Annotated in this window: 15 protein-coding genes, 1 tRNA gene and 1 pseudogene; 10 read left to right on the forward strand and 7 right to left on the reverse strand. The window is 72.8% G+C overall.

Going from position 1 to position 14,869, the window contains the following annotated elements; translation table 11 throughout:
- Positions 1 to 11: 11 nt before the first annotated feature.
- The gene (locus ABC766_RS16570) at positions 12 to 314 is read right to left on the reverse strand and encodes a YggT family protein (RefSeq protein WP_010684838.1); all 303 of its coding nucleotides are present in this window, start codon (positions 312 to 314) and stop codon (positions 12 to 14) included.
- A gap of 123 nt (positions 315 to 437) precedes the next feature.
- Between ABC766_RS16570 and ABC766_RS16575 the strand changes: the two genes are divergently transcribed.
- Both ABC766_RS16575 and ABC766_RS16580 read left to right on the forward strand, forming a co-directional pair.
- Positions 438 to 513, forward strand: a tRNA-Ala gene (locus ABC766_RS16575).
- A 275-nt stretch (positions 514 to 788) separates the two neighbouring features.
- Positions 789 to 2,117 carry an alpha-amylase family protein gene (locus tag ABC766_RS16580; protein WP_345819073.1) on the forward strand — a complete coding sequence of 443 codons (1,329 nt, stop codon included), beginning with the start codon at positions 789 to 791 and terminating at the stop codon, positions 2,115 to 2,117.
- 77 nt (positions 2,118 to 2,194) lie between these two features.
- On the opposite strand, the gene ABC766_RS16585 is transcribed toward ABC766_RS16580, so the two are convergent.
- Entirely contained in the window at positions 2,195 to 2,566 is a 372-nt protein-coding gene (locus ABC766_RS16585) for a hypothetical protein (RefSeq protein ID WP_345819074.1), read from the reverse strand.
- 739 nt (positions 2,567 to 3,305) lie between these two features.
- Here ABC766_RS16585 and ABC766_RS16590 point away from each other — a divergent pair.
- From ABC766_RS16590 to ABC766_RS16605, 4 genes and pseudogenes are all read left to right on the forward strand, one after another.
- A pseudogene (locus ABC766_RS16590) lies at positions 3,306 to 4,767 on the forward strand (helix-turn-helix transcriptional regulator).
- 218 nt (positions 4,768 to 4,985) lie between these two features.
- Positions 4,986 to 5,909, forward strand: coding sequence for a PhnA-like protein (locus tag ABC766_RS16595; RefSeq protein WP_345819075.1), 924 nt, complete (start codon positions 4,986 to 4,988; stop codon positions 5,907 to 5,909).
- A gap of 107 nt (positions 5,910 to 6,016) precedes the next feature.
- On the forward strand, positions 6,017 to 6,220 hold the full coding sequence (locus tag ABC766_RS16600; RefSeq protein WP_342140842.1) for a CsbD family protein: 204 nt from the start codon (positions 6,017 to 6,019) through the stop codon (positions 6,218 to 6,220).
- A 76-nt stretch (positions 6,221 to 6,296) separates the two neighbouring features.
- Positions 6,297 to 6,680, forward strand: a complete 384-nt coding sequence (locus tag ABC766_RS16605) for a CsbD family protein (protein WP_043350215.1) — start codon at positions 6,297 to 6,299, stop codon at positions 6,678 to 6,680.
- Between the two features lie 238 nt (positions 6,681 to 6,918).
- Here ABC766_RS16605 and ABC766_RS16610 read toward each other — a convergent pair whose 3' ends face one another.
- The 4 genes from ABC766_RS16610 to ABC766_RS16625 all read right to left on the reverse strand — a co-directional run bounded on the left by ABC766_RS16610 (position 6,919) and on the right by ABC766_RS16625 (position 10,793).
- Entirely contained in the window at positions 6,919 to 7,281 is a 363-nt protein-coding gene (locus ABC766_RS16610) for a DUF6285 domain-containing protein (RefSeq protein ID WP_345819079.1), read from the reverse strand.
- Positions 7,278 to 8,321, reverse strand: coding sequence for a phosphotransferase family protein (locus ABC766_RS16615; protein ID WP_345819080.1), 1,044 nt, complete (start codon positions 8,319 to 8,321; stop codon positions 7,278 to 7,280). The genes ABC766_RS16610 and ABC766_RS16615 overlap by 4 nt, the downstream gene beginning before the upstream one ends.
- Positions 8,322 to 8,338: 17 nt before the next feature.
- A complete protein-coding gene (gene bktB / locus ABC766_RS16620) occupies positions 8,339 to 9,517 on the reverse strand; it encodes a beta-ketothiolase BktB (RefSeq protein ID WP_345822779.1) in 1,179 nt (392 codons plus the stop codon).
- A 70-nt stretch (positions 9,518 to 9,587) separates the two neighbouring features.
- Positions 9,588 to 10,793 carry an acyl-CoA dehydrogenase family protein gene (locus ABC766_RS16625; protein WP_345819081.1) on the reverse strand — a complete coding sequence of 402 codons (1,206 nt, stop codon included), beginning with the start codon at positions 10,791 to 10,793 and terminating at the stop codon, positions 9,588 to 9,590.
- Between the two features lie 164 nt (positions 10,794 to 10,957).
- On the opposite strand from ABC766_RS16625, the gene ABC766_RS16630 reads away from it, so the two are divergent.
- From ABC766_RS16630 to rclC, 4 genes are all read left to right on the forward strand, one after another.
- On the forward strand, positions 10,958 to 11,671 hold the full coding sequence (locus ABC766_RS16630) for a TetR/AcrR family transcriptional regulator (RefSeq protein WP_345819082.1): 714 nt from the start codon (positions 10,958 to 10,960) through the stop codon (positions 11,669 to 11,671).
- A 90-nt stretch (positions 11,672 to 11,761) separates the two neighbouring features.
- Entirely contained in the window at positions 11,762 to 12,745 is a 984-nt protein-coding gene (locus ABC766_RS16635; RefSeq protein WP_345819083.1) for an AraC family transcriptional regulator, read from the forward strand.
- Positions 12,746 to 12,832: 87 nt separating this feature from the next.
- Complete coding sequence (locus ABC766_RS16640; RefSeq protein ID WP_342140836.1) at positions 12,833 to 13,180, forward strand: carboxymuconolactone decarboxylase family protein; 348 nt, start codon at positions 12,833 to 12,835, stop codon at positions 13,178 to 13,180.
- A 37-nt stretch (positions 13,181 to 13,217) separates the two neighbouring features.
- Positions 13,218 to 13,841, forward strand: a complete 624-nt coding sequence (gene rclC / locus ABC766_RS16645; RefSeq protein ID WP_342140835.1) for a reactive chlorine resistance membrane protein RclC — start codon at positions 13,218 to 13,220, stop codon at positions 13,839 to 13,841.
- Here rclC and gph read toward each other — a convergent pair.
- A complete protein-coding gene (gph, locus tag ABC766_RS16650; protein WP_342140834.1) occupies positions 13,838 to 14,542 on the reverse strand; it encodes a phosphoglycolate phosphatase in 705 nt (234 codons plus the stop codon). The two genes, rclC and gph, sit on opposite strands and share 4 nt — an antisense overlap.
- Positions 14,543 to 14,869: the final 327 nt, after the last annotated feature.

Raw genomic sequence — 14,869 nt, forward strand, 5'->3', positions numbered from 1 at the left:
GGCGTTCGGTCCTACTGCGCGTAAACGTAGGTTGCGGGCACGGCGTACTCGTGCAGCAGGCGGCTGATGAACAGCAGCAGCAGGATCAGGATGATCGGCGAGATGTCGACGCCGCCGAGATTGGGCAGCAGGTTGCGGATCGGCCGCAGCACCGGCTCGGTCAGCCGGTAGAGCACCTCGCCGATCTGCGCGACGATCGGGTTGCGCACGTTCACCACGTTGAACGCCACCAGCCAGCTGAGAACCGCGCTTGCGATGAGGACATAGATGAAAAGCTGGACGACCGTGTCGAAGAGCCAGATCAGGGCGTTCATGCAGGTCCGCGCGCTATCCTCGGGGCGCCCGCACCCCAGCGCCGGAGCGGCGCGCGGCGGGCGACGTTGAAACAGGGAATTGACAGGCTGAGCCGCCCGCGCCTACAAGGCCGGCGCCTCGACGGGGCTGTAGCTCAGATGGGAGAGCGCCGCAATCGCACTGCGGAGGTCAGGGGTTCGAATCCCCTCAGCTCCACCAGGCCTTCCTGGTGACAAGTCAGCATCCTGGCGACGCGGCGATATCGCCGTCGCAGCCAGGACTTAGCGGTAACCAGCCGCGATTTTCGCGCCCTGCGCCCCTGTCCGATCACCGATCTCAAGCCTGCCGGCCCTCGGACCGCGCCCGATCCGCGGGCGCGGAGGGATGGGCGACCACGGGCCGTCTCACGCCGCGCGGCCGCGTCCGGACCGGCGGCCCTGCAACCATTGCGGCGGACCGGGGTTCGCTCCCGATTGACGACAGGCGGAGGCCGGGTGGCGCCCTGGATCGAACAGACAGTCTGGTGGCAGGTCTTCCCCCTCGGCTTCGTCGGCGCCCCCGACCAGGCCGACCCGGCCGCACCGGTCGTGCATCGCCTCTCCCACCTGCAGGCTTGGCTCGACTACGCGGTGGAGCTCGGCGTGTCCGGGCTGGCGCTCGGGCCGATCTTCGCGGCCGCCACGCACGGCTACGACACGATCGACCCTTTCCGGATCGATCCGCGCCTGGGCGATGAGGCCGATTTCGACGCGCTGATCGCCGCGGCCCGTGCCCGCGGCCTCCGCGTCCTGCTCGATGGGGTGTTCAACCATGTCGGGCGGGCCCATCCCGCCTTCCAGGACGTCCTGCGCAACGGGCCCGAAGCCCGGCAGGCCAACTGGTTCAGGCTGTCCTGGTCGCGGGGCTCCGGCCCGGGCATCGAGCCGGACTACGCCTGCTTCGAGGGCCATCGGCAACTCGTGACGCTCAACCACGACGCGCCGCAGGTCGCCGACCATGTCGCCGCCGTCATGGACCATTGGATCGCCCGCGGCGCCGATGGCTGGCGGCTTGACGCGGCCTACGCGGTTCCCCCGCACTTCTGGGCGCGGGTGCTGCGGCAGGTCCGCATCGCCCACCCGGAGGCCTACATCGTCGGCGAGGTGATCCACGGCGATTACGCCCGCTTCGTGCGGGACACCGGCATGGATGCGGTGACCCAGTACGAGCTGTGGAAGGCGATCTGGAGCGCCCTCAACGATCGCAACCTGTTCGAGTTGGCCCACGCCCTGGACCGGCACAACGGCTGCCTCGACACGTTCGCGCCTCTGACCTTCGTGGGCAACCACGACGTGACGCGGATCGCCAGCCGGCTCACGGACGACCGGCACCTGCCGCACGCCCTGGCGATCCTGCTGACCTGCGGCGGAACGCCCTCGATCTATGCCGGCGACGAGCAGGCCTTCCGCGGCGTGAAGGAGGAGCGGGTCGGCGGCGACGACGCGATCCGGCCGGCCTTCCCGCCGACGCCCGCGGATCTCGCCCCATACGGCTGGCCGATCTACCGGCTGCACCGGGACCTCATTGCGCTGCGGCGCCGTCATGACGGGCTGCACCGCGCGCGGACGCGGACCCTGCACCTCGCCAACGAGCAGATCGTGGTCGTGCTGGGCGACGGCGCCGCGCGCGTCCTGCTGGCCCTGAACCTCGCCGACGCGGCAGTGCCGCTGCCGGTCCCGGATGCGCGGGCGATCGAGGCCGGCCAAGGCGATCTCGCGGAAGCCGGCGGCCCGAGCGCCCGGGTGACCCTTCCGCCCCACGGCTGGGCCATCCTGGTTGTCTGACCGTCGCGGGTCGGCCCGCGACGGATCGGCCGGGGCCCGCAGCGGCCGCCGGTCGCGGCCCTGCCCTACCCCGTGCCCTACCCCGTGCGGCGAGCGGTCCAGCGGCCCGCACAGGCGCCGAGCCCCGACAGGGTCCAGCGGCCGGTCCCGGCGGATCCGCGCAGACGGCCCGAGACCAGGACGCTGGCGAGCCCCTTGCGGATCGTGCCGGTGATCCGGCCGTCCGCGCCCGCCCGGCCGGACGCGTCGACGCCGTTGCCGCCGGCATCGTCCACGGTCCCGTCCCGGATGACGATCGGGTAGCTGTACGGCCCCGTGCAGCTCCCGCTCTCCGCGGTGGCTATGACCGACCAGGCTCCATCGAACCGGTTGGCCGCGTAGGCTCCCGTCGGAACGCCGACGGCGAGGAACAGGGCGGGCGCGAACAGTGCAGCACGAAGTCGGGTCATCGTCTCCTCTGTGGTGATTTCGAAGCGCGGGCGCGGTTCATCCGCGGCCGGATCATCGACAGGGCCGATCGGGTGCGGGCCTGAAAGGGCAACGGGCCGGACGCGCGCCCGGAGTGGCGCGGGCGTCCGGCCTCGCGGCCGTGCCGGACAAGAGGGCCATCCGCCCGGCACAACCTCGACAAAGGGGTGGGACGCCGTGGAAGCCTGGGACCCCACGGCACGTCCCGCAGCCCCGATATGGCCCCTAACACGTTCTTTCAAATGAGAGATTTGTACCAGTACGGCGCGCTTTTTTCACGCCGCCGATCCGGACGCGCGACCGCTCCCGTCAGGAGAAGTTCCGCGAAGGCCCGCCGCCCAGGCGGCGCGGCCCACGGTGCCCGACACGGCCGGCAGGCGGGCCGGCCGGTGCCCCGGACGCGATGCGGCATCGACTTCCGCAACTTCTAAACAGTGATCGCGAAGATCCGCCCCGGGGTCGCACCGGCCCCGGAGCTTCTGGCCCGGTGTTCGGTCGATGTCCGCACGTTCGGCACGTCCAGGTCTGCTGGGCGGTTCGTCGGCGATCTGCGCGAGACAACGCCTCGACGGGCCGGGCATCAATCCTTGGCTCAAAACGCCCGCGTCGATGATGCGTGTATACCAAGAAAATAACTTAGGTGAGGGAACCTGCTTGTGCGCAACCCGTTTGTGCCCGGCTGCCGGAGGGGCGGCGAGCGCGGCTTGGGGTGCGAGAGCGGTGACGGCGGGCGTCGACAGGCATGAACTCCGGCAGATCATCGCCGGCCTGAGCGAGGGCGTGATCCTGGTCGAGCCCGACCAGACCATCGCGTACGCCAACGCCGCCGCCCTGGCGATGCACGGCGCCGAGAGCCTCGACGAGCTCGGGCCGACCGTGGACGCGTACCGGGACCGGTTCTGCCTGCGCTACCGCAACAACGTCGCGCCCAACCAGTATCCGATCGAGCGCGTCGTCGCCGGCGAGCGCTTCCACGATGTCGTGGTCGAGGTGCGCCGGGCCGACAAGCCCGAGATGGATTTCGTCCACTCGCTGCGCAGCCTCGTGGCCACGGACCGCGACGGCAAGCCGAGCTGCCTCGCGCTGATCCTCAAGGACGTCTCCGACCAGTTCGAGGCCGAGGAGCGGTTCGAGCGGACCTTCAACGCCAACCCGGCCCCGGCGGTGATCACCCGCCTGTCCGACCTGCGCCACGTCAAGGTCAACACCGGCTTCCTGGAGATGACCGGCTTCACCCGCGACGCCGTGATCGGCCGCAGCGTCTACGAGGTCGACGTCCTGGCCGGCGCCCGCAACCGCGACCTCGCGGTCGCGCGCCTCGAGTCCGGCGGCACGATCCCCCAGATGGAGGCCTGCCTCGACCTGCCCGACGGCGGCAGCCGGTTCGTGATCGTCGCCGGCCAGCCGATCGCGATGGGCGACGAGCCGTGCATGCTGTTCACCTTCGCCGACCCTCGAACTGCGCCGGAAGGCCGAGACGGCCCTGCGCCAGAGCGAGGAGCGCTTCGCCAAGGCGTTCCGGATGACGCCGGTGCCGACCGTGCTGGTGCGGGCGGACACGTTCCAGGTCACCGGCATCAACGAGGCGTTCAGCCGGGTCTTCGGCCACGGCGAGGACCGGATCGTCGGGCGCAGCCTCGACGAGGCCGGGCTGTGGGTCGCCGACAAGCAGCGCCTGCAGGTCGAGGCCGCCCTCGACCGGCACGGCTACGTCCTCGGGGTCGAGGTGTGCCTGCGCCACGAGAGCGGGACGAACCTCGACTGCCTGGTCTCGGCCGAGCGCGTGACCATCAACGATGCCGAGTTCGCCCTGCTGGTCCTGCAGGACATCACCGAGCGCAAGCACACCGAGCGGGAACTGTTCGACGCGATCGAGACCGTGATGGCCGACACGTCGTGGTTCAGCCGCGGGCTGATCGAGAAGCTCGCGACCCTGCGCCGCCCCGGCCGGGAGGCCGCCGAGGGGGCGGCGCCGAACCTGACGGTGCGCGAGCGCCAGATCCTCAACCTGATCTGCTCGGGGCTCGGCGACGACGCGATCGCGCGCAAGCTCGGCCTGTCGCGCAACACGGTGCGCAATCACGGCGCCGCCTTGTACCGCAAGATCGGCATCCACAAGCGCAGCGAGGCGGTGGTGTGGGGGCGCGAGAACGGCTTTCCGCTGAGCAGGCCTGACGGATGAATACCGCCATACCGGTATGGGCGTACCATTGATCGGGCGATGTCCGCCCTCATCTTCCGCGCGGCCAAAGTTCTTCCGCGCAGGATGAGGCGCCCGCGACTGAGCCCCCTCGCCGGCGCCGCCCCACCGCGAGGCTCCCTGGCGACGCCCCCACCGGCGACACCCCCTTGCGACGACCCACGACGACCCACGACGACCACCACCACCGGAGTGACAGCGTGACCACCATCCAGACCGTAGCAACGCCCCTCGCGCCGGACGCGCACGCCGACACGCGCGCCGTCCTGCTCAACCAAGTGTCCTGGGGGGCGATCTTCGCCGGCGCCGTCACCGCCCTGGTCACCCAGGTGATCGTGAACCTCGTCGGCGTCGGGGTGGGCCTGGCCTCGGTGGGCACCAGCGCCGCCGACAATCCCTCCGCCTCCACCGCCTCGATGGGCGCCGGCATCTGGTTCGTGGCCTCGGGCATCGTCGCCTCGCTGGCCGGTGGCCTGATCGCCGGCCGGCTCTCGGGCAAGCCCCTGCCGGGCGCCGCCGCCCTGCACGGTCTCGTCTCCTGGGCGGTGACGACGCTGGTGGTGCTCTACCTGCTGACCTCGGCCGCCAGCGGCCTGGTCGGCGGCACGCTGAGCACGGTCTCGGGGGCGCTCGGCGGCGCGGGCACCCTCGTGGGCGGCACCGTGCAGACGGCGGCCCAGGCTGCGGCGCCGTCGCTGGCGAAGATCTCGAACCCGCTGGACGGCATCGAGCAGAAGGTCCGCCAGCAGACCGCCGGCCAGGACCCGCAGGCGGCCCGCGACGCGGCGGTGGCGGCGATCAAGGCGCTGTTCACGGGTGACGCGTCGCAGAAGCAGCAGGCCGAGGCCCGCGCGGCCGACGCCCTGGCCAAGGCGCAGAACATCCCGATCGATCAGGCCCGCCAGCAGATCCAGGACTACGAGACGCAGTACGACCAGGCGGTGGCCACCGCCAAGCAGAAGGCCGAGGCCGCGGCCGTGACGGCCAAGTCGGCGGCCACGCAGGGCGCCTTCTACGCGGCGCTGGCGCTGATCCTCGGGGCCCTGGCGGCCTTCCTCGGCGGCCGCCTGGGCGCGCCGAAGCCCGCGGCCCTGCTCGGCGCCTACGAGACCCCGCGCGTCTGACCGCCTTCGGCGCCCGCGCCTCCATGCGGGCGCCGCCCATCCCCGGCGGGCGGAACGCGCCCGGCCGGGATCTCTGCCCCCCCCTCCAACCGCACGGAGCACACGCGATGAGCAGCACCACCGACAAGATCAAGGGCCTGGCCAACGAGGCGGTCGGCAACGTCAAGCAGGCGGCCGGCAAGGCCACGGGCAACGACAAGCTGGTGGCCGAGGGCAAGGCGCAGGAGCTGAAGGGCGAGGCCCAGAAGACCGTCGGCGACGTCAAGGACGGCGCCAAGACCCTCGCCGACAAGATCACCGGCACGCACTGATCCTCATCCCGCGGCGCCGGGCCACCGGCGCCGCGGCCCCCGGCGAGGTCCCATCACCCCGAGACAGGAGAGCAGCATGAACCGCGACCAGATCCGTGGCGCGTCCCGTCACCTCAAGGGTCGCGCCCAGACCGCCCTGGGCGGCCTGACCGGTGACCCGGCCCGCCAAGTGCGCGGCGCCGTGAACCAAGTGGCCGGCGGCGCTCAGTATGCCTACGGTCGCGCCCGCGACCGGGCCGAGGATTTGGCCGACGATGGCCGCCATCTGGCCGAGGCCGCCCGGACGCGGGCCGACCATCTCATCGGCGAGGGCCGCGAACGCGCCCGGGACGTGCGCCGCCGTGGCGCGGTCTACGGCCGGCAGGCGATCCGCACGGTCGAGGCCAACCGCACGAACACCCTGCTGGGTCTGGCCGCGCTCGCCTTCGCGGCCGGCTGGCTCGTCCGCCGCACCCGCTGAAGGAGGTCCCCATGCTGCGCAAGATCCTGACGGCCTTCATCGTGCCGAAGCTCATCGCCTATTTCGGCCGCCGCTTCGAACGGCGCCAGCGCACCGGCCGGACCTACTGAGGGAACGCGCCGTCGCGGCGGCCGGCGTTCCCGCGCCCGCCCCGGTCGCGGACGCCGGGAGGACCGGCCGGGGCCACGCGGCCCGCCTCCGCGGCGGCACCCGCACGCCCTGCGCGACCCGCGGGCCGCTATCCCGGCGCCTTCCAGATGCCGGCGGCGATCCGCGTCGTTTCGACCAGTGCCGCGTGGAGCGCCGCGTCGCCGTCGCAGCGGCCAGCGCGGATGGCCGCGACCAGAGCCGCGGGCGCGGCGGCGTCCCCTTCGGCGGCGTCCCCTTCGGCGGAGAGCACGCCAAGCACCCGCGCCCAGGCCTCGGCGGCGGCTCCCTCCTGCTCGATCTCCCGCAGGACGATGCCCATCGCGTTGGCGGCCATCAGCAGGACGTAACGCTGGCGCCCCGACAGGGCGGGGGCGACCTCGTCGAGGAGGCTCTGCCGGGCCACCGCCAGGAGGGCGGCGCCCGCGGGCGCGTCCGGGTAGGCGGCGCTCATCGGGCTCCCCATCGTTCGGGCGCGGTCTCGCGCAGGATCGTGGCTTCGAGTTCGGGCGCCATCCGGCCGGTGAGCGCGAGCTCCAGCGACGTCTCCTGGCCCGAGACGTGGCGGTGGCCCTGCTCCAGGGCGATCACCGCCCAGCGCAGATGCGCCATGATCTCCCAGTAGCGCACGGCCTCCGGGTCGATCCTGCGTCCGCTCTCGGCCTCGTAGCCGCGGTAGAAGGCGGCCCGCGGGGCGATGCCGCCGGCCTCCAGGTCGGGCCGGCCGAACCGCCAGCAGGCGGCGCAGAACCAGCCGATATCCTGGACCGGGTCACCCCAGCCGGCGAATTCCCAATCGAGGATCGCGGTCAGGCCCTCGGCATCGACCATGTAGTTGCCGGTGCGGAAGTCGCGATGGACCAGGACCGGCTCGGGACAGGGCGGCGCGTGGCATTCGGCCCAGCGCAGGCCCCATTCGAGGGCCGGGCGCACGGCGCCGATCCCGTCGAGATTCGCCCGCAGGGTGCGGATCTCGGTGAGCGCCGGATGCGCGTCGGGCGCACCGAGGAAGGCGAGGTCGTCCGCCAGGGCGGCGCGGCCGGGGCCATCGGCCCGCAGGATTCCGTGGATCCGGGCCAGCTCCCGCCCGAGCTGCTCGGCCAGGGCCGTCCGGTCGCCGCCGAGGCGCGTGTCCTTCACCACCCGCGGACCCAGCCCGACCCCGGAGACGAGCCCCATCAGGGCGAAGGGCGCCCCGACCACGCCCGGATCGGCGCAGAATCCGACCGGCTCCGGTACCCGCACGCCGGCCGCGAAGGCGGCGCGCAGGATCCGGAACTCCTCGGCCCGCGGGCGGCTCGACGCGATGGTGGCCGGCGCGTCCTTGCGCAGGACGAAGCCCCGCTCGCTGTCGTCGACACGGCAGGCCAGCATCCAGTTCTCCTGGATCGAGCCGCCGGTCAGCGGCCGGATGTCGTCGAGGGTGACCGTCCCGGCCCCCAGGGTCCGGCCGATCCAGGCGCAGAGCGCCGTCCTTTGACCTGCGTCCAGCATGGGGGTTCAGGGCCGCGTCACTGGACGCGCTCGAGGGCCAGGGCGATCCCCTGGCCGCCGCCGATGCACATGGTCACGAGACCGTAGCGGCCGCCGGTCCGGGCCAGCTCGTAGAGGGCCTTCACGGTGATGATCGCCCCCGTGGCGCCGATTGGGTGGCCGAGGGCGATGGCGCCGCCGTTGGGGTTGACCGTGTCGGGATCGAGGTCGAGGGCGCGGGAGACCGCGCAGGCCTGGGCCGCGAAGGCCTCGTTCGACTCGATGACGTCGAAATCCCCCGCCCGCAGCCCGGTCCGCTCCAGCAGGCGCCGCACCGCCGGCACCGGGCCCATGCCCATCTCGGACGGGTCCACGCCCGCATGGGCGTAGCCGACGATCCGGGCGAGCGGCGTCGCGCCGTCGCGCTCGGCCTGCGCGGCGCTGGACAGGACCAGGGCGGCGGCGCCGTCGTTCAGCCCCGAGGCGTTGCCGGCCGTGACGCTGCCGGTCTTGGAGAAGGCCGGGCGGAGCTTGGCGAGGTCGTCGGCGCTCGTGGCCTTCGGGTGCTCGTCGGTGTCGAAGGCCACCGTCTCGCGCTTCCGCTGCACGTCGATCGGCAGGATCTGATCGCGGAACCGGCCCTCGCGGATCGCCCGGGCGGCGCGCGCCTGGCTCTCGGCCGCGAAGGCATCCTGCATGGCGCGGGGGATGGCGTAGCGCTCGGCCACGTTCTCGGCGGTGACGCCCATATGGCCGTTGCCGAACGGGTCGCTCAGCGCGCCGAGCATGTAGTCGACGAGGACGGCGTCGCCCATGCGCGACCCGGTCCGCCCGGTGGTCAGGAGGTGGGGCGCGCGGCTCATGCTCTCGGCCCCGCCGGCCACCGCAATCTCCGCGTCGCCGAGCAGGATGGACTGTGCGGCCGAGACGATCGCCTGCAGGCCGCTGCCGCAGAGGCGGTTGACCGTCATGGCCGGCACCTCCTTGGGGAGGCCGCCCTCCAGGGCGGCGACGCGGGCGATGTAGGCGTCCCGGGGCTCGGTGGGGATGACGTTGCCGAGGACCACCTGGCCGACCGCCTCGGGCGCGGTCCCGGCCCGGCGCAAGGCCTCCGCGACGCAGCGGGCGGCGAGGACGGAGGGGGGCGTTCCGGCGAGCGCGCCGCCGAACGTGCCGATCGCGGTGCGCACCGCGCCTGTGATCACGACATCGGTCATCGTCTTGGGCTCCATGGCTTACTCGGCCGATCGGCGGATGGGACAGCGGACAGCCTGGACGAGGCCGTGCTCACGCCCCGACACCCCACGACCAGAAGGCGTCGCCCTCGGCCTCCAGATTGCGGTTGAGCACCATCTTGTGGACCTCGTCGGCCCCGTCCACGAGGCGGGCCTGCCGGGCGTAGCGGTAGATCCATTCCAGCGGCGTGTCGGTGGAATAGCCCCGGGCGCCGTTGATCTGGATCGCCGTGTCGGCGGCCGCGTGGAGGAGGTTGGCCACGTGCACCTTGGCCATCGACACCTCCTTGCGGGCGAAGCTGCCCTGGTCCAGCGCCCAGGCGGCCTTCATCACCAGGAGGCGGCCGATCTCGATCCGCATGGCGAGGTCGCCGAGCATCAGCTGGATGCTTTCCCGGTCGGCGAGGCGCACGCCGAAGCCGTGCCGCTCGGCCGCATAGGCCCGGGCGATCGCGACGCAGCGCTTCGACAGGCCGAGCCAGCGCATGCAGTGGGTCAGCCGCGCCGGCCCGAGGCGGATCTGGGTGAGCTTGAGGCCGTCGCCCTCGCTCATCAGCACGTTCTCGGCCGGGATCTCCAGGCCCTCGAACAGCAATTCGCAATGGCCGCCATGCTCCTCCGGCCCCATGATCGGGATGCGGCGCAGGATCCGCCAGCCGGGCTGGTCCCTGTGGAACAGGAAGGCGGTCAGCCCCTTGCGTGCGTCGTCGGAGGTGCGCGCCATCAGGATGAAGTGCGCGGCCTCCTCGGCGCCGGTGATGTACCACTTGCGGCCGGTGACCACGTAGCGGTCGCCCCGCCGCTCGGCCCGGGTCTGGATCATCCCCGGATCGGAGCCGCCGCCGGGATGCGGCTCGGTCATGGCGAAGGCCGAGCGGACCCGTCCGTCGACGATCGGCGCGAGCCAGCGCGCCTTCTGGGCCGGCGTCGCCACCTTCTCCAGCACCATCATGTTGCCGTCGTCGGGCGCGGCCGCGTTGAACACGACCGGCCCGAAGATCGAACGGTTCATGGCCTCGTAGCAGACCGCCATGCCGACCCTGTCGAGACCGGCGCCGCCGGTCTCGGGCCGCAGCTGCAGGCACCACAGGCCCTGGTCGCGGGCGAGACCCCGCAGCCGGGCCAGCTCGGCGAGGCTGATGTTGCCGTGGCCGTCATAGGCCGTCGGATCGGCCTCCAGCGGCAGGATGTGCGTGTCCACGAAGGCCGCGATCCGGGCGCGGTAATCCTCGACGCGCGGGGAGATGGTGAAATCCATGAGCCCACCTGCTGTGCCGGCCCAGGCGATAAAAATCGAGCGAGCGCTCGCTTTTTATCGCCTGGATTCGGATCTGGCAACGCGCTAAGGGCGACTGGCAACGGGCCAAGCGACGGGGACCGTCTTCGGCCGTCGCCCCGACCGGCCCGCGCGACGATGGATCGATGAGACCCGCTGACGCTCCCCCGTCCGCCCGTCCGGCCGAATTGCCGGCGAAGGACGCCTACGCGACCGAGGCGATCTGCGCGCGGATCCTGGCGCGGCACCGGGACCGGATCAGCGTCCGGAAGGATCACGTCGCCACCGCCAACCTCGCCCGGATCATCGAGGCGGTGCTGAAGCTGTCGAGCCGGCAGGGCTTCCACGAGACCAGCCTGCGCGACCTCGCGCAGGCCTCGGGCCTCAGCATGGGCGGGCTCTACTCGTACTTCGACAACAAGAACACGCTTCTGGTGATGATCCTCACCGAGGTGGCCGAGACGGCCGAGGCCGTCCTGCGGCAGGCTCCCGCGGGGATCGAGGGGGATCCGGCCGCGCATCTGCGCTGGCTGATCGAGACCCATATCCGCCTCACCGAGGCGATGCAGCCCTGGTTCGTCTTCGCCTTCATGGAGGCGAAGGGGTTTCCGGCCCCCGCCCGGACGATGGCGACGGAGAGCGAGGCCGCCACGGAGCGCATCTTCGCCGAGGTCCTTGCCCGCGGCATTGCGGCGGGCGTCTTCGCGGTCGCCGACGTCGATCTCACCGCCGCGCTGATCAAGCCGCTCCTGCAGGACTGGTACGTGAAGCGGGCCAAGCACCGGAAGCGCGGCATCCCGATCCAGCTCTACATCGCCGGCGTCATCGCCTTCGTCGAAAAGGCCATCGCGGCGGGCTGACCCCGCGCGGCGGCGGGCGAACTACCCCTGGTCGAGGCCGCCGCGCGCGCCTATGCCGTGCTCCGAGGGCATTCCGGGAGCGCGGGGAGCATGGCCGGACCGATCAGGCGCCGCGCGGGCGAGCCCGAGGCCGCCGGGGCAGACGATCCGCTGAGCGGCCTCGCGCCGCTGCTGCGCGTGCAGCCGCGCCTGGACGACGTCTGCCGCTTCGGCGGCGCCTGGGCCGCGCCGCACGAGCAAGAGCCGGCACGGCAGGCCTATTTCCACCTCGTCACGCGCGGCCAAGCCACCCTGTGGCGGCCCGGGCGCGCGCCGCTGCAGGTCACGGCCGGCGACATCCTGCTCCTGCCGCGCGGTGACGCGCACGTGTTCCACGGCGTGGGGCCCCCGCCGTCGACCCAGCTCCCCGTCACCGTCCGCCACGCCCAAAGCCTGCGGTTCAAGACCACCGTCGGGGCCGAGCCGGACGTCGAGCTGATCTGCGGCCGCCTCGCCTTCGAGGCGGCACCCCAGACCCTGATCGTCACCGCCCTGCCGGACCTCCTCGTCCTGAGCGTCGGCGCACAGCCCCTCGCCACCCGCTTCGCGCCGCTGCTGGCGGGCATCCGCGAGGAGCTGAACGACCTCCGCGCCGGGGCAGTGGCGGTCGCCGAGAACCTCGCGAGCGCGCTGTTCATGATGATGCTGCGCGCGCATCTCGAGACGTCGGCCCCGGCCGAGGGGCTGCTGCGCCTCCTGGGGCAGCCGCTCACCGCCCGGGCGGTGCGCGCGATGGTGCGCGATCCGGTGCATCCCTGGACCCTGGACGAACTGGCCGCGACAGCCGCCGCGTCGCGGGCGAGCCTCGTGCGCGCCTTCCGCGCCGCCGCGGGCGTCGCCCCGCTGGAATTCCTCACCGACCTGCGGCTCGGGCTCGCCCATCACCGCCTGCGCACCGAGACGGTCTCGCTGGATCGTCTCGCCGCGGAGGTCGGCTACCAGTCCGCGGCCGCGCTCAGCCGGGCGTTCCTGCGCAAGTACGGGGTCCGCCCCGGACAGGCCCGGCAGGCCGAGGCGCCGCCGACGGCGGGTTGATCCGCACGGTCATCCGCCTGCGCCGCGCGGTCATCGAGAGGGCGGCCGGCCCCGATTACCTTCCTCGTCATCACGAAGGAGGTCGTCATGCCCATGATCGATTGGAACACCTACCGCCAGCAGGTCACCGCCGGCGTCGGACATTTCGCCAAGCTCAGCCCCGACACGGTGCGGGGCTACGGCACCCTCAGCACGGCGGGCCAGAAGACCGGCCAGCTCGACGCCAAGACCCGGGAGCTGATCGCGGTGGCGGTGGCGATCTCCCTGCGCTGCGACGGCTGTATTACGGTCCACACCGACGCCGCCCGCAAGCTCGGGGCCACCGAGGCCGAGCTGGCCGAGGCCCTCGGGGTCGCCACCAGCCTCAATGCCGGTGCCGCGGTCGTCTACGCGACCCGCGCGCTCGACGCCTTCGCGGCCTCCGCCGAGGCGTAGCCCCCTCCTCCCATCCGATTGAGCAAGGAATCGTGCCATGAACACGCAGGTTCGTCGCGTCCTCGGCCTCGTCTCGGGGCCGGGATCGAACCGCCTCGGCCTCCAGGCCATGCGGGTCGCCATCGCGGTCATCTTCCTCTGGATCGGCGCGCTCAAGTTCGTGCCCTACGAGGCCGACAGCATCACGCCCTTCGTCGCCAACAGCCCGGTGATGGCGTTCTTTTACGCCCACCCCGACCAATACGCCCAGCATCTCACCCACGAGGGCGAATTGAACCTCGCCGCGCGCGCTTGGCAGACGGCCAACCACACCTACGCGTTCTCCCGCGGGCTCGGCACGGTCGAGCTGCTGATCGGCCTGCTCGTCCTCGCCGGGCTGGCGTCGCGGCGGCTGGGCCTGGCCGGGGCGGTGCTGGCCTTCCTCACCCCGGTGGTGACCCTGTCGTTCCTCGTCACCACCCCCGAGGCCTGGGTCGCGGCGCTCGGCGATGCCGAGCACGGCTTCCCCTACCTCTCGGGCGCCGGACGCCTTGTCCTCAAGGACGTCACCCTCATGGCCGGCGCCTGGCTCGTCCTCGCCGACAGCGCTCGTGCCGTCCTCGAGCGGAAGGCCCGGGCGCCGGGCGCCCCCGCCCGCTTCGGGCTCGCGGGAAGCCGCTAGGAGGCCGGGGCGCGGCCCGACGCCAGCGCCCCGGGCAGCGCCCCGATCAGGACCCGCAGGCCGCCGATGTGGTCGAGGACGGCATCGGCGGCGTCTGCGTCTTCGGGGCGCCCGTAGCCGTAGCGGGCCAGGATCGCGGCGACGCCCGCCGCGCGGGCCGCCGCGATGTCGTGGTGCATGTCGCCGACCATGACGGCCCGGCCGGGCTCGACCCCCAGCCGGCGCAGGGCCTCCCGGAGCGGCGCGGGATCGGGCTTGCGTTGGGGCAGCGTGTCGCCGCCCACCACCGTGTCGATCAGCGGCGTCAGCCCCACCGCATCCAGGATCAGGCCGGTGGCGCGGGCCGGCTTGTTGGTGACGATCGCCAGCGCGAGGCCGGCCTCCCGGAGCGCGCGGACGGCTTCCGCGGCGCCGGGGAACAGGGCCGTGCCGGCCGCCGCGATCGGCTCGTACACGGCCAGGAAGGCCGGCAGCAGCTCCGCCGCCCGGTCGGCGTCGCCGCCGGAGGCCCGCAGGGCGCGCCGCATCAGCGCCAGGGCGCCGTCGCCCACCATCGCCCGCACCGCGGCGGCCGCGACCGGCGGCAGGCCTTCCTGCGCCAGGGTCGCGTTGAGGGCCGTCCGGAGATCGGCCAGGCTGTCGACGAGGGTGCCGTCGAGATCGAGGAGAACGGCGTCGAAGCGCGACGGGGCCGCAGGCAAGGGTGTTCTCCGCGTCGAGGGGGCCGCCGCCGGACGCCGACGCTTCGGTCTCCGGGACGGGCGGTTCCTAGCGGGTCGCGCGCGGCCGGGCCAGGGAGCGCCGCTCGCAACGGGCGCGACCCGCGATGACGCGGCCATGTCCGGCCCGTGAACGGCCCGTGACCGGCCCCGCGGGTTCGGACGATTGCGAGCGGCCCGGCGGATCGCGCGGCGCATCCGCACGCGGCTGGCGAATCCGGCCTCCTGGGCGATCGCCCCGATGGCAGGCGGGTCACCGCCCGGATCCGCTCGGCCGCCGCGACGCGGATCGTCCCGATGGCCCGGCGC

Origin of the sequence: Methylobacterium fujisawaense (genome assembly GCF_039619325.1) — a bacterium.
Lineage (GTDB): Bacteria > Pseudomonadota > Alphaproteobacteria > Rhizobiales > Beijerinckiaceae > Methylobacterium > Methylobacterium fujisawaense.